This is a genomic window from Nitrospinota bacterium (assembly GCA_016208975.1).
Lineage (GTDB): Bacteria > Nitrospinota_A > UBA7883 > UBA7883 > JACRLM01 > JACQXA01.
Map to the genome: position 1 here is coordinate 696,860 of JACQXA010000004.1, position 14,928 is coordinate 711,787.

12 protein-coding genes are annotated in these 14,928 nt (G+C 58.7%); 2 read left to right on the top strand and 10 right to left on the bottom strand.

Going from position 1 to position 14,928, the window contains the following annotated elements; genetic code table 11:
* Window positions 1-121 precede the first annotated feature (121 nt).
* From HY751_06950 to HY751_06965, 4 genes are read right to left on the bottom strand one after another with little or no spacing between them, the layout of a single operon-like run.
* Window positions 122-3,274 carry an efflux RND transporter permease subunit gene (locus HY751_06950; protein ID MBI4666127.1) on the bottom strand — a complete coding sequence of 1,051 codons (3,153 nt, stop codon included), beginning with the start codon at window positions 3,272-3,274 and terminating at the stop codon, window positions 122-124.
* A gap of 3 nt (window positions 3,275-3,277) precedes the next feature.
* Window positions 3,278-4,327 (bottom strand): efflux RND transporter periplasmic adaptor subunit, encoded by a 1,050-nt coding sequence (locus tag HY751_06955; GenBank protein ID MBI4666128.1) that lies wholly within the window; start codon window positions 4,325-4,327, stop codon window positions 3,278-3,280.
* Entirely contained in the window at window positions 4,308-5,612 is a 1,305-nt protein-coding gene (locus HY751_06960; protein ID MBI4666129.1) for a TolC family protein, read from the bottom strand. The genes HY751_06955 and HY751_06960 overlap by 20 nt, the downstream gene beginning before the upstream one ends.
* 35 nt (window positions 5,613-5,647) lie before the next feature.
* Window positions 5,648-6,268 (bottom strand): TetR/AcrR family transcriptional regulator, encoded by a 621-nt coding sequence (locus HY751_06965; protein MBI4666130.1) that lies wholly within the window; start codon window positions 6,266-6,268, stop codon window positions 5,648-5,650.
* A 155-nt stretch (window positions 6,269-6,423) separates the two neighbouring features.
* Here HY751_06965 and HY751_06970 point away from each other — a divergent pair, with 155 nt between their 5' ends.
* The gene (locus tag HY751_06970) at window positions 6,424-7,440 is read left to right on the top strand and encodes a TIGR00266 family protein (protein MBI4666131.1); all 1,017 of its coding nucleotides are present in this window, start codon (window positions 6,424-6,426) and stop codon (window positions 7,438-7,440) included.
* A complete protein-coding gene (locus HY751_06975; protein ID MBI4666132.1) occupies window positions 7,440-8,030 on the top strand; it encodes a UbiX family flavin prenyltransferase in 591 nt (196 codons plus the stop codon). Before HY751_06970 ends, HY751_06975 begins: the two co-directional genes overlap by 1 nt.
* 44 nt (window positions 8,031-8,074) lie before the next feature.
* On the opposite strand, the gene HY751_06980 is transcribed toward HY751_06975, so the two are convergent.
* The 6 genes from HY751_06980 to HY751_07005 all read right to left on the bottom strand — a co-directional run bounded on the left by HY751_06980 (window position 8,075) and on the right by HY751_07005 (window position 14,915).
* The gene (locus HY751_06980) at window positions 8,075-8,893 is read right to left on the bottom strand and encodes a ferredoxin--NADP reductase (GenBank protein MBI4666133.1); all 819 of its coding nucleotides are present in this window, start codon (window positions 8,891-8,893) and stop codon (window positions 8,075-8,077) included.
* 118 nt (window positions 8,894-9,011) lie between these two features.
* On the bottom strand, window positions 9,012-10,028 hold the full coding sequence (locus HY751_06985) for a hypothetical protein (protein ID MBI4666134.1): 1,017 nt from the start codon (window positions 10,026-10,028) through the stop codon (window positions 9,012-9,014).
* 51 nt (window positions 10,029-10,079) lie between these two features.
* Entirely contained in the window at window positions 10,080-11,180 is a 1,101-nt protein-coding gene (gene aroB, locus HY751_06990; GenBank protein MBI4666135.1) for a 3-dehydroquinate synthase, read from the bottom strand.
* 18 nt (window positions 11,181-11,198) lie between these two features.
* Window positions 11,199-11,657 (bottom strand): hypothetical protein, encoded by a 459-nt coding sequence (locus HY751_06995; GenBank protein MBI4666136.1) that lies wholly within the window; start codon window positions 11,655-11,657, stop codon window positions 11,199-11,201.
* A 21-nt stretch (window positions 11,658-11,678) separates the two neighbouring features.
* Window positions 11,679-13,961, bottom strand: a complete 2,283-nt coding sequence (pilQ, locus tag HY751_07000) for a type IV pilus secretin PilQ (protein MBI4666137.1) — start codon at window positions 13,959-13,961, stop codon at window positions 11,679-11,681.
* A gap of 27 nt (window positions 13,962-13,988) precedes the next feature.
* On the bottom strand, window positions 13,989-14,915 hold the full coding sequence (locus HY751_07005) for a pilus assembly protein PilP (protein ID MBI4666138.1): 927 nt from the start codon (window positions 14,913-14,915) through the stop codon (window positions 13,989-13,991).
* Window positions 14,916-14,928: the final 13 nt, after the last annotated feature.

Genomic DNA, 14,928 nt, shown 5'->3' on the forward strand with positions numbered 1-14,928 from the left:
AGAACCGGTAATAAAGTGTCTTGCGCGATTTTAAATTTAAGCCGCCACGCCGGCCCAAAATGCAATTTTGCCCCTCGCGGGCGCGGTTTGCAAATGGAATCGCATGCGCGCCGGGCGGAACTCAGCCTTGGGCGTGATCCTTCCCGTCGTGGGTAAGCGACACCCCGTAAAACCGGGACATCCACGAGTCCAGCAGGGAATAAAGCGCGGGCACCACCACCAACGTAAGTATAGTGGCGAAACCCATCCCGAACACTATGGCGTCGGCCATGGGACCCCAGAACTCCGTGGAGTCCGACCCCATGGCGAACTTCATCTTGTTAAAATCGAAGCTTATCCCCAGTGACATGGGAACCACGCCAAGGATGGTGGTTATTGCGGTAAGCAGGACGGGCCGGAGCCTGGTGAGCCCGGCGGTGACGATGGCGTCGAACTTGGGCATCCCACGCTCACGGAGCTTTATGGTGTAGTCCAGCAACACTATGGCGTTGCACACCACCACCCCCGCCAGGCTCACTATGCCTATGCCGGTCATGATGATGCCGAAGGGGCTCATGGTTACCAGAAGCCCGATGAGCACGCCGATTATGGACAGCACGACCGAGGTGAGGATTATAGAAGGGGTGACTATGGAGTTAAACTCCAGTATCAGCACCAGGGCGATGAGGAACACTGCGGTGAAAAAGGCGTTGGTCAGGAAGGTTTCCGCCTCCTTTTGCTCCTTCTCCTCGCCTGTATAGGATATCTGCACGCCCTCGGGCAGTTTCACCTTTTCGGCTACGGTTTTTTTCACCGTCTCCAACGTGGCGGCGCTGTTATACCCGGCCGCCACCTGTGCCCCCACGGAAATAACCCGCTTCTGGTCCAAGTGCATGATGTCCGAATATCCCGATGACGTGTCTATCTTCGTAACGGCGCTCAAGGGTATTTCCTTGCCCTCGTGGCGGATGAAATAACTTTTCAGCTTTTCAAACCCGTCGCGCCTGTCCTCGGTGTAACGGACGCGGATGTCGTACTCGTCTTTCCCTTCCCTGTATATGGATGCCTTGGAGCCGTAGATTGCGGCGCGCACTCCCCCGGCCACATCGGTGGTGTTCAACCCATAGCTTGCGGCCTTCTCCCGGTCTATCTCTATCCTCAGCTCCGGCATGCCCGCCGAGTAATTGTTCTCCGCGTCCACCACGCCAGGAACCTTGGAGATGACATCCTCCAGCGTATGGCTCACGTCGGCAAGAACGGTGTAATCGTCCCCAAACACCTCTATGTTGATGGGGGCCCCCACCGGCGGGCCCATCTGCTCGGCGCTCACCCGCACCCTGGCCCCTACAATCTCCCCGGTGGCGGCGGCGCGGATCTCGTCTTGTATGAGTTTGGTGGAATGTTCCCGTTCTTCCCGGGGTATGAAATCCACTATCACCCGGGCCTTGTTCCCCGGCCCGGATTCGCCCATCCCGGAAAAATCGAACACCCCGGCGGATACGCCCACGTTGGCCACGTATGTCTGCGTCTCTTTATACTTTTTTACTATCGCTTCTATTTTCCGTGTAAGCGCGTCCGTGGCGTCCACCGTAAAGCCTGTGGGGGCCTCCAGCTCCACAAACGTTTTTCTTGGGTCCGCCGATGGGAAAAACTCCACCCCGTGTCCAGCCACGGAATAAACGGCGATGATCATCACCAACGCCCCAAACGACGCCGCCAGGGTCTTGCCACGGTGGTTTAACGCCCATATAAGCGCACGCCGGTATTGGCGCATCAGCGGCCCCATTTCCTCCTCGGAGCGCTGGGCGTAACTTTTGCTCCTGCTTTTAACGCTAAGCATCGTGGCGCACATGGTGGGATTTATCACCAGCGCCACGAAAAGCGACGCCAGCAGGGCGATGATAACTGTGTACGGGATGTACACCATGAACTCGCCCATTATCCCCGGCCAGAAAATGATGGGCAGGAACCCGCATATGGTTGTCATGGTGGAGGTGATGACGGGCACTATCACCTCCCTGGTCCCTTCCAGCGCGGCGGTCTTCGCGTCCGCCCCCTCTTCGGCGTGGCGGAATATGTTCTCCACCACCACTATGGCGTCGTCCACCAGCCTGCCCAGCGCGAGGATTATGGAGAAGAGCACCACCATGTTCAGCGTTATGCCGGCCGCTGACAACACTCCGAACATGATCAATAGGGAAAACGGGATCGCCAGCGACACGAATACCGCCGCCCGCAGGCCAAGCGAGAAGAAAAGGGTGATAACCACCAGCGTCACGCCGGTCACCACGTGGTTGCCCAAGTCGCTTAAGAACGTCTTTGTGTCCTGGCTTTGGTCGGCGGTGTAAACCACCTTGGTAGAGCGGGGAAACGAGCGCTCCTCCTGAGCCACCAGGGCCTTCACCGCATCGGCCACTTCTATTATGTTCTCGCCGCTCCTCTTCACAACGGATATGCTGATGCACTCCTGCCCGTTAAGCCGGGCCATTGTGCTTGTTTCCTTGAACCCGAACTTCACCTCCGCCAGGTCCCGCACATATACCGGCTTGTTGTCCACGGACCGGATAACGATATCCCGTATGATCCGGAAATCCTCAAACTCCCCCGGCAGGCGCACCAGGTACTTGTAGTCACCCAGGGTTATGGATCCGCCGGGGATGGTCACGTTCTCCCTGGCGATGGCGTCTTCCACGTCTTGCATGGCCAGCCCGTAATAGCGTAGCCGCGCCGGATCCACGTTAACCTGCACCTCGCGCTCCAGCCCCCCGGCCACCCGCGCCTCCAGCACACCGGGTATCTGCTCTATCTTGTCCTTTAGGTCATCCGCCACTTTCTTGAGCCGGGGCAGGCCATACCCTCCGGACATGTTCACGTACAGTATCGGGATGTTGGAGAAACTTATCTCCGTCACCACCGGCTCCTCGGCTTCGGAAGGGATCTCCGAACGGGCCGAGCTCGTCTTATCGCGCACTTTTTGCAAGGCGGTGTCTATATCCACCGACGGCTCAAACTCCACCGTTATCGCAGAGATGCTCTCCTTGGATGAGGAGCGCATCTCTTTTATGTTCTCTATGCTCTTCAGCTCTTTTTCGATTTTCCGGGTCACCAGCGATTCCATGTCCGCCGGGGAAACGCCCGGATACACCGTGGTGACGATAACGAAGGGTATGGTGATGTCCGGCGAAGATTCCCTGGGCAGGGTGAAAAACGAATTTGTTCCAATGACGGCGATAATAAGAACCATGGCGTAAACCGCCATGTAGTTCTTGATGGAAAACTCTGTGATTCTGGTCACGGTTTATTTCCCGGAAATCTCCACGCGGTCGCCGTCCACCAAACTCCGCTGGCCAGATATAACCAGCTCATCCCCGGCCGCAAGACCGGAGCGCACCAGCGCCAACTCGCCGGAGACATCCTCAATCACAACCCGCCTCTGCCGGGCCGTAACCCCCTTCTCCACCACATACACCGCATGGCCGTCGGCCAGTTCCACCACGGCGTTCTGCGGGATGATTATGGAATCCGGCCCCAGGCTACGCCCGAAAGTTACCTTGGCGCTCATGTCCGGCAATATCTTCATATCACCGTTATCCACGGTGACCTCGCAATCGAACACCCGCGTAACAGGGTTCACCGCCGGGGCGATGAAACTTATTTTCCCTTCAAACTCCTTGTCCGGGAAAGCGTCGAAAGTGACCTTCGCCTTTTTCCCTTCGGAAAAATCCACCATGGATTTTTCCGGCAACCCTACGGAGATTTTTATCGGGTTCACCGCCACAAGCCTGGCCAAGGGCTGGCCCGGGGCCACTATGGCGCCCACCTCCACCTCGCGGTTGACCATGGCCCCGGACAGGGGAGCCTTGATGACATGTTTGGCGAGGTACGCGCTGGCCCCGGCAAGCCGGGCCTCCGCCGCGTCCTGGTTCAGCCTGGCCTGCTCCATCTGAAACTCGGAGACGCCCGCTTTGCGCTCTTCGAGCGCCTTAAGCTTCCTGTGCTCCAGCGCCGCAAGGTCCCTCGCCGCCTGGGCGGCGGCCACGTCCGCGGCGGCGGTGGAACCGTCCAGCCATAAAAGCGGCTGGCCCGCTTTCACTCTGGCGCCTTTCTCAAAACCCAGGCGCGCCACCCTTCCCCCGGCCTCGAACGCCAACACCACTTCTTTCCACGCCTTGGCCACCCCATTGAGGGTGAGGTCCTGCCTGAACTCGCCCGGCTCGATCTTCGACACTTTGACTTTCACCGTTTTCTTCTCGGCGGCGTTCTGCTGTGGCGGCGCGGCGGAGCCGGAGCAGGAAACGGCCATGGCCGCCACAGTGAACAGGACAAGGCTAGTTTTGTTTTTTCGCATCAATCTTCTCCCCGGCGGCGGAAAGGCCCATGGCGCGGATCAGCCGCGCCCTGGCCACGGCGTGTCCATATAACGTCCGGCCATGGCTTACCTGCGCCATTGTCAAAGCCCCGTGCGCGTCCAACAGCTCCAGATGCGTCGCCATGCCCACGCGGCGCCTCTCGCTGACTATCCTGTAAGTCTCCCGGGCGTGCTCCACGTTTAGCGACTGGCTCTCCACAAGCTCTTTGGCCCGCGTAAATTCGTCGAAGGCGGATTTGGCTTCCATAACCGTAAGCCGCTCCGCCCGTTCCATCTCAAGCCTGGCTATCTCCCGCTCGGACAGCCTCTGGTTCACCCGCGAGGCGCGCTCGGCCCCGTCGAACAGGTTGAGTTCCACTTTCGCGCCCACGTTCCATTCGTTTCGCCAGCCGAAACTGCCGTCGCCACGGAAATCGCTATTGGAGCTACGATAGGCCCCGAAAAGCTTGGCGGTGGGATATAGCTCGCTTTTGGCGGCCCGCGCTATATTCTCGGCGGCTTCGTGGCCGGCACGGGCCGCAAGCAACTCCGGGCGGAAGGCTCGGGCGCTTTCCAGAGCCTCTTCAAGGCTAGTCTCCAGCGGTTCGTAAACCAACTCTCCGTCAACTTCCACCGGCTCCAGCGGATCCATGGACACGCTCTCCAAAAGGGCCGACAATGCCCTTGAATAATCGTTCTTCGCGCCTATCAGCGCCGCCCGCGCTTCCGCCAGGCTTGTGGCGAACCGCATGACATCGTAGCTTGTGGCCAGCCCAAGCGCCTCCCTGTCCCTTGCGTCGGCGTGATGCGCCCCGGCCCGCTCCACCGTATCCTCATAGGCGCTTATAACCTGTCTGGCCAGAAGAACGGCGAACGCTTTGCTTTTCACGTCCGCCACGGCGTTGTTGAGCGCGGCTGTAACGCCGTTCTCCGCCATAGCCTCCAGCCGCTTGGCCGCGTCATACCCGGCGCCCACGGCCCCGGAGTAAATCCACTGGTTCAGCGACGCGTCCAGCGAATAGTTTTCGTCCGGCTGGAAACTCAGGCTCTGGCCCGGCGATATCTCATACTTGGGCACATTCCCCTCATGGCGATAGGTGGCCGAAAAATCGACATCCGGCAGTACCAGCCCGAAAGCCTCGCTCCGGCGGCTTGTGGCGTGGGCCAGCCGCGCTTTTGCTATTTGCGTGTCCACGCTCCGCTCCCCGGCCATGGACACAAAATCGTCCACCGTAAGTTTTTTAACGGCCGTCTCCCCGGCGGTGGCCATGGGCGCGCCCGCCATAAAAAATATTGCCGTTACTAAAAAGGTTGCTCTGGTCACCTCGCCTCCGCCTGATTGAAAAACGACCCCACCATGGCCTTTATCTGTTTGAGGTATTCTTTCATGTCCACCCTGGCGCCCATGCTCATAAGCTGGAGAAGCCCTACATATAAATTGATCAGCGCAATAGACAAAGTCTTCGCGTCCACCCCGGGCGAAAGTTCGCCGCTATTCTGCGCCTGCCGGATAATCTTTGCGAAGGCGTTTATATGGCTGTCGGTGTTCGACTTGCACGCCTTGAGGATGGCCGGGTTCCGCAACGCCTCGGCCCAAAGCTCCACCTCCAGCCGCACGTCCTGTTTCGGCATGGAACTAAGCTTTTCAAAAAATATGTCGGCAAGATTGGTAAGCGCCCCGTATGCGCCGCCATCGGAGTTTTCCGACACGTTTTTTATGATGGCGAGGTTTTCGACCCTTTCCCGTTCCGGCATTGCGGCGATTATCGCCTGTTTGCCGGGGAAATAACGGTACACCGCGCCGGGGCTCATGCCAGCCCGGGCGCAGATGTCCTGCATGGTGGTTTTGTGGAATCCGTTACGGGAGAAGCAGGTGCAGGCGGCGTCCACAATCTGCCGTTTTCTGGCTTCCATGTGTTCCACATTCATCCTGGGGGCCATTGGATTCTCCAAACAGGCTATAAAAACGAACGTTCGTTCACTATATTGCGAAAAAGCCGTTTACCTGTCAAATATTTTCATGACCGCACGGCTCCCGGCAGGCGGGGTTTATAGTAAAATCTGGGTTGGAGTTTAAATTTCGAATTGGAGGAGCTATGTCTGAATGGTTTTACGCCCAGGGCTCGGCCAGCCAGGGCCCCGTTTCAGAGGATCAGATAAGGGAGCTTTACAAGCTTGGGACGTTGAACGGTGACACCCTGCTGTACGGGCCCGGCATGATGAGTTGGACGAAGCTTAAACATCTGCCGCAGTTTACGACGGGTACCGCGTCTGGCGCCTCTATGGCTCCACCGCCGCTGGCCGCCTCCACTCAGGTAGCCCACGAGATAGACTACCAGATCGTTGGCGAGGAGATGCAGTTTGTGGAGATCGAACTGGATCCGGAGGAAAGCGCCGTGGCCGAGGCCGGGGCAATGATGTATATGACCCAGGAAATAAAAATGTCCACCGTGTTCGGCGACGGGTCCGGCCAGGAGCAGGGAGGGCTGATGGGCAAACTGCTGGGCGCTGGCAAAAGGCTTATCACCGGCGAGTCTCTCTTCACCACCGTGTTCACCCATGGCGGCCGGGCTGGCAAACAAAGGGTGGCTTTCGCCGCGCCATACCCGGGGAAAATCATCCCGGTGGACTTAAGGGACATGGGCGGTAAGCTCATCTGCCAGAAAGACGCGTTCCTGGCGGCGGCCAAGGGCGTTTCCATCGGCATTCATTTCCAGAAGAAGATCGGCGTGGGCCTTTTTGGCGGCGAAGGTTTCATTATGCAAAAGCTGGAGGGGGACGGATATGTCTTCATCCACGCGGGCGGAACCATCGTGAAAAGAGACCTCATGGCGGGCGAAACCCTGAGGGTGGACACCGGTTGCCTTGTGGCCCTGCAACCCTCGGTGAATTTCGACATCGAGTTCGTGGGCAACATAAAATCCGCCCTGTTCGGCGGGGAAGGCTTCTTCTTCGCAAACCTGCGCGGGCCCGGTACCGTATGGTTGCAATCGCTCCCTTTCTCACGGCTGGCTGGCAGGATACACGCCGCCGCGCTTCCCGGGCGGGGGAAAGATGAAGGCTCCCTGTTAGGCGGGCTTGCGGGTATCGGCGGAATTCTGGAAGGCGACTGATGAGCGATAACGCCGTGGCTGTAAGTGGCGCGCCGGTGGTGATAGGCATCACCGGCGCCTCCGGCGTAATCTACGGAATCCGCCTTATGGAATCCCTCCGCAAGTGCGCGCCGGAGGCTCCCATACATCTGGTAATTACGCCCGCGGGCGAAAAGAACATCGGTATCGAGACAGGCTGGGCCCTAGAAAAAGTCCGGGCCCTGGCCCACGTTGTCCATGACTATCACAATCTGGCGGCGCCTGTCTCAAGCGGCACGTTCAAAACCCGAGGGATGGTTGTGGCGCCTTGCTCGATGCGCACATTGTCCGACATAGCTTTCTCCCGGGCGGACAATCTTCTGTCGCGGGCGGCGGACGTTACGTTAAAAGAGGGACGCAAACTTATCCTGGTACCCAGGGAAACGCCCCTTCACCGGGGCCATTTGGAGCTGTTATTGAAGGCGTCAACTCTAGGCGCCGTGATTTTGCCACCCATGCCCGGATTTTATTCGAACCCTCAAACGGTGGACGACATAGTAAACCACACGGTGGGTAAAATCATGGACCAACTGGGGGTGGAGCATGAGCTGTTCAAACGGTGGGGGCAATAAAGTTAAAACAGCTGTTCTTCATTATGGGAAGGGAAACCGTCACCTCACCAGTACTTCTCCACATGCACCTGGCCTTTGCCCCCCTCTTTAGCCACTTCAAATCCATCCAGTTCCAGTAGCTTCACTGTGCTATCGGTCATGTCCGGTGAGCCGCAGACGAAAATATGGGTATCCTCCGGTTTCGGCTGGAACCCGGTTATTGACTTGATGATCTTCCGCGTCCAAACATTCTGCACATAGCCGCTCATGCCCACCCAGCCGGCGCGCTCATCTTCCGGGCGGCTGACCACGGGGATGTACGTGAGGTTCCGCTGATGGTAAGACAGCGTGGAAAGCTCCGCCCTGTAGCCCAAGTCCCATGAGTGGCGCGCGCCATGGATTATGATGAACCTGCGTCCCGCGTCCATGATCATGTTGGAGCGGATCATGCTCATAAACGGGGCAAGGCCCGTGCCGGTGGCGATCATTATGATGTTGGCTTCGGGCGGGGCCATGTCTATGGTGAACAGGCCCCGGAACTTCGGCGACATGTAAAACCTGTCCCCCTCCAGCAGGTTAAAAAGCCTTGGCGTCAGCTGGCCGGACCGTATCATGGTGATGTAGAACTCCAGGTACTCCTTGTTCTTCGATGAAGTGGTGATGGAGTAGGGGCGTTTTATCATCCTGGAGCCTTCAGCTATATCTTGCCCCTCCGGATCAGACAGCCAGTATCTCTTCGCGGAGGAAGGCAAACCCAAAATGGCGAACTGGCCGGGGGTAAAATCCGGAAGCTCCCATCCGTCCGGCCGCGCCTGCAGGATAATAAGCCCGGGGGCAACCTCCACCCGTTTCGTTACCACCGCGTTAAGCCTGTCGTCTTCCATATCCGTCCAGCGTCACATTATTTACCGGCAAGGATAGTTGTTTAATCCCCGTCTGTAAATGAAAACCCCGGGACTCTGTTGGAATCCCGGGGCTGGTTTGCGGTTTAAGCCGTAGCGGTTACGCCGGTGTCACACTTACCGTAGCCACCGTCGGCTGGCAACCGGAGCCAGATCCGCCAGAGTAGGAGAAAGTGTACGGGAGCGTGCTTCCGTCACCAACCAATGTGATGCTACCCTCGTAGATGCCGGGCCCGCCCCACTGCGTCAGGGTCATGGTGCTTGACGTGGAGCCGCTGACAATCACCTCAACAGTATCGGCGGACTGGTTTGAATCCACCACCACGATGGACACAACCGTGCTTGCGCCTAGCCCTTTGCTGACCGAAGTCGGATTTGCGGTTATAGTGGCCGCCGTGCAGGCAGTAGCGCCGCCCAACGTAACGTTTATCTGGGCGGTTTGCCCCTCTTTGTCAATTGCATCGAGGGTATATACCGTACCTGTAAAGGCCGCGGCGTCCACCACGTACAATTCAATGGTGGTATCATTCACCACGTTGAACGCCAGCACCCTCGGGTCGGAAACAAACCACTCGATAGGCGGCAATCCGCCCCTGGCATAAACGTAAACCCCCGGAGCGCTAACGTCTGTTATGGTTATGGAGGCGGGCAGGATGGTTAGTGTGGCGAAATCGAATGAAAGGGGCACTGTAGCCTCCACGTCCAGCGACCGCGCCACCATGTCTATCCTGCCGGTGGATGTGGTGCCCTGTGCGCCAGCCACAAAGGTGGCCCGGGCCTTGCCGCTCCTGTCGGCCATGTAATAGGTGAACCCGTCGAGGGTGTTCACCGTGCCGCCGGTAAATGTCCCGTACCCGGATGGAACATAGAAGCCCACCAGCGAAGACAGCCCGCTCACCGTGGCCGTCACCTCGATGGAGTCGCGGGCGTTCGCCCGGATGGAGTACCTGCCCTCGGAGTCCTTGGAAGCTCCGGTCACGTCCAGCGTAAGGCTGGGGGCGGAGGATGGTATTGTTTCGGAGTTTGTCTTACCGCAACCGGTCAACGTGGCCGTAGCAAAGGCCATGACAGCCGCGATGACCATTCCCGTTTTGGCCCAACGCCGGTTCCTGTTCATCTTAGCATCCCACCTTCCAAAGGTTTTTGTCGTCATAAACGCCACGGAGCGTCAGCCGCCCCGCCTGCGTTCCCTTAATGCCTCTAACACCTCGCCGCGGGTAACATCTCCGCGAACCGAGCATTTGCCTATTCCGTCCAGAAGGGCGAACCGCACAACGCCGGCTTTCGCCTTCTTGTCCCGCTCCATGGCCGCAAGCAGGGCTCCTGGTTCAATGTCCCGCGGAATTTCCGCCGGAAGCCCCGCCCGCCTGATCAGCGAGATTACCCTTTCAGCCTCGGCGGCGCCAAGCCCGCCTTTCATTCTTGAAAGACTGGCCGCCACCGCCATTCCCATGGCCACCGCGTGGCCGTGGGTGAACCTTTTGTACCGGGTCACCGCCTCCACCGCGTGCCCCGCGGTGTGGCCGAAATTCAGTATGGCCCTAAGGCCCGATTCCCGCTCATCAGCCCCAACTATCTCCGCCTTCATCCGGCAAGAGACCTCAACGCAGTATGCGGTCACGCCCGGCTGAAGGGCCACCAGTTCTTCAACGTGTTTCTCAAGATACCTAAAGAAGCCCGCCGAACCTATGCATCCGTATTTTATAACTTCCGCCACCCCGCCCAAAACTTCCTTTTCGGGCAATGTGGCCAGCGCTCCAACATCCGAGATAACCAGGCTCGGCTGGTGAAACGCCCCGATAAGGTTCTTGCCTTTCGGGTGGTTCACCCCGGTTTTCCCGCCCACCGAGCTGTCCACCTGGGCCAGCAACGTGGTGGGCGCCTGCGCGAACCGCACGCCGCGCATATATGTCGCCGCGGCGAACCCGGTTATGTCGCCTATCACTCCACCGCCCAGCGCCAGCGCCAGGCAGTCCCTGTCGTACTTCCCTTCCACCAGCCGGTCATGTATCCGGCCTGCGGTTTCCATGGTCTTGAACTCCTCACCATCGGGAAGCAGGAGCTTTTCCCACTTCACGCCGGCCTTCGTGAGCCCTTCGCCAAGCCTGCGTCCGTACAGCCCGAATACCTTGCGGTTCGAAACCATAAGGACCCGGCCGCCAAGCCCGGCTACAAGCCGCCCGGCCTTATCGCCCAGCAGGCTTTCGCCAATAATTATATCGTAGGAGCGGGAGCCTAAAGGCACCCGCGCCCTTCGGGTCTTTACCACTAAACCGCCAACCGATCTTTAGGCGCCAGTAGTGCCGCCGGTGCTTCCACCGCCGCTGGTGGACGGTATCACCTGCACCGGTATGGTCAGGGACATATCCTCCACCGTACCGGTAACGTAAATTATGCTACCAGCCGTCCCCTTAACCTCCAAAACACCAAAGAAGAACCCGTTGCTGTCCGTAACCCCCGAGGTGGATGTGTCCGGCCCGGCAAGGATCACCGAAACCCCGCCCGCCACGTTGCCGCGGGAATCGTGGACCTGCACGGTGAAAGTGACGGTGCCGTTGCTCTGTACGATTATAGGGGCTACCGACAAGTCAAAGTAATATCTGCTGGGATAAGTGGGGCCCACCGGGCCCACCTTCTCCTCCGCGGAGTTCTGTTCACCGGCGGAACCGCACTGAGTGAGCGCCAGAGGCGCCAGCAGAAGCGCGCCGATTACCAGTATCTTCTTCCAGTTAATCGCGTTATCCATTGTCTTTGCCACCTTCAGTTTTCAGTCCACGATTTTCGGCGTTATGAAAATCAGCAGTTCCTGGTTGTTCTTTGTCGTGCCGTCGTTCTTGAACAGCCATCCCAACAGCGGTATCCTGCCCAGCCCGGGAACCATGGCCTGGGACGTGTTGGTGCTATCCTCGAAAAGACCGCCCAGGACCGCCGTCTCCCCATCTGCCACCAGCACTTCCGTCTTGGCCATCCTGGTCTCTATCGGGGGCGGACTGCCGGCCAGCGGCCTGTCCTTGTTAACCTGCAGGGTAAGCCTCATGTGCTTGTCCGGAGTCACATGGGGGGTGACTTTCAGCGAAAGCACCGCTTTCTTAAACTCGGTCTTGGTGCCTTCGGCCGAAGTGGTCTGGTAAGGAACTTCCTGGCCCGACTCTATCACCGCCTCTTTGTTGTTCATGGTGGTGATCTTCGGGTTGGAGATTATAACCGCCTCGCTGTTCTGCTCCAGGGCCATAAGCCTGGCGTCCAAAAGCGCCGTGCCGTTTACGGAACCAAGCGTAAGCCCGATGCCTGAAAGCGCCCCGCCGGCCCCGGCCGTTATCGGGAAGTTCACCGCCGAGCCGCCGCCGCCGGACGTAATGTTCGGCGAAGACACGCCAGTGCCGCCGGTTACCCCTATGGTGTTGGGGAACAGCGCTCCGGTGGTGTTGTTATAATAGCCGCCCCACACTATGCCCAGGTTCTTCACCTTGTCGTGGGTGGCGGAAACAATCTTGGCCTCTATGAGAACCTGGGTTTCCTTCTTGTCCAGCTTCTCTATAAGGCTGGCCATCTCGGCCAGTTTCTCCTTGGTGTCCTTTACGATGATGCTGTTGGTGCGCTCGTTTATCTCCACCGAGCCCCGCTCGCTCTTCATCGAGTCCAGGTTCTTCTTGAGCTTGTCAGCGGCCTCGTAGTTCACCTCGAAAACCCGGGTGTACAGGGGCACAATCTTGGCCTCCGACTCCTTGGTCTTCACGGCGGTCTCCTTCTCCTTGGAGATCTCCTCGGTGGTGGCCACCCGGATTATGTTGCCCTCCTGGATCTTGTCCAGCCCGTTATTCTTGAGTATCACGTCCAGCGCCTGGTCCCACGGAACGTTCTTCAGCTTCATGGTCACCTGGCCCTTCACCTTCTCGGAGGTGATTATGTTGAGCCCCGCCACGTCGGCAATGATCCGCAGGATGTTATGGATGTCGGCCTTCTGGAAATCCAGCGAGATGCGCGCCCCGGCGTAAATGGCATCCTGCGCGCCTATCATTTCTTTCTCGGCCTCGGCGGCGGCTTTAGCCTTGGTGTCGGATACCTCCGTAGCCATGGCCAGCACCGTTTCCTCACCCATGTCCAAAAGGATCCTGTTGCCCTGGGTGGCTATGTTGTAAAGGGTCATCTCCTCCAGGTTAACCACAACCTTGGCTATGGGCGACTTGCCAGAGCGGAACTGGAACGCCGCGACGTTCTTGATTATGGAGCCTTCCGCGCTCACGCTTATCAACCGCTCGTCTTTTGCGTCTATTATCGTGTTGGGCAGGTCCACCGTAAGCCTGTTCATGTTGGCCCTGCTCAAAAGCTCATAGGCTGGCTCCGGCCTGGCCATGGTGATCTCCACCCGGCCCAGCTTTTTGTCCAGCTGGATGAACTTTACGTCCACGACCCGGTTTTGCCCTTCTTTAAGGGGAGTTTCAGCGACCAGCATGGTAGCGGGCGCCGCCTGTTCAGCGGCCATTACAGGCGCGGGCTCCACCACGGCGGGCTTAGCCTCTGGCTCGGCGGCAGGCGCTACCGCCGGCTCCGGGGCCGCCACTGGCTCTGCCTGCGCGGCCATCACCGGCGCAGGGGACTCCGGGGCTGGCACAGGGGCCTGTTCGGCCTCCATGGCTCCGGCCTTGGTTATAAGTATCCTCAAAGCGCCGGGATCGGAGCTGTCCACCGAGAAACTCACGTCATTGTTAAGCTCTATCTCCAGCCGCGAGTCGTTGGACTTGGCGAAGTAATAGGGCTTCACGTTCTTTACAAGCTCATGATTCACCGGCACGGTCGCCTGGAACATGGACATATCCACGTTGGACATGTCCACGATCAGCCTGGGCGGATCCGCAAGCTTGAACGCGGTGTGGGTTATGGGTCCGTCGGCCTCGAGCCTCACCTCCACCCGGTCCTCAGCCCCGGTTGTGGACAGGTCCTTAACAGAGGTTGACCCGGCCACGGCCGTTTGGCTTTCCGTGGACTTGGTTAACGCCTTCTCACTGGCGCATGCCGCGACAGCCAGTGGCAAGGCTAGGAAGATATACACCAACCTCCTGGGGAACGTAATCACGGATCAACCCTCCTCTCGTCTGAGTTGCAATGGGGTGTCTATGGTCGTGAATTTGCCGGGAGCCGCCCCCGGCTTGCGGATCTTCTCCTTCAACAGGATGAAATCGGGTTGCATCTCAACAACCTTTCCGCATCTCTTGCCCACGTACATGTTCTTGTACACTGTGTAACCCTTGCCGTCCGGCGTTTCAATCAGGGCCACCGGGCCTTTATCAGTCTCGATTATGCCAGCCAGTTTCAGGGAATCCAGGTCAAATCCTTCCAAAAGCTCTCTGGGCCTGTCCGGCTCACAAAGATCCTCTGCAATCACTTCAGCCTCCACCCCGCTTATGGCCACCAGCGCCCGGAATGGATCTCTCCGGCCGACTGGATTGTAGCGCTCTTCGGGTTTCATGGAAGTGGGCCTCGCCTCCCCTTTCTCCAATGCGCCCAGGACGCTCTGGCTGGTTTCCGCCTGAGCCAGCTGGGTGGCCTTTTTGGGGATTTCCATGGAGCGGGACCACGTGTCCCCCTCCGCCAGTTTGCCCAGTTTCCAGACACCGGGCTTTTTCTTGTCCCTCAACCAGGTTTCTCCAACCACCTTGGAGTTGATCGGCTCGCCATCCTCACCGCGCACCTCGGTCCTTGTGTAAGAGACCGAGGCCAGATCCCCCTGCATGGTGACGGAGGTGATCCTGGCGTTATAAACCTTGCGCCTGATGGCCAGTACTTTCAGGAAGTCTTCCTTGCTTATCTTCGCGTCGGTAAAATCCGGCGCCAGAAAGCTTTGGGCCATCTGCATGTTCCCGGAGGCTATGCCCAGGCTCAGCGAGTTGAACGAAGCCCGGACGTTGGCGGACTCATCCTCCGCGGCGCCCCTGAAGAAATAGGTGTACGCGACGTAACCGGCTATGGCCGCCACGCAAACCGCTATCGTTATCTTGCCCTTCATAATCTATAAGCCC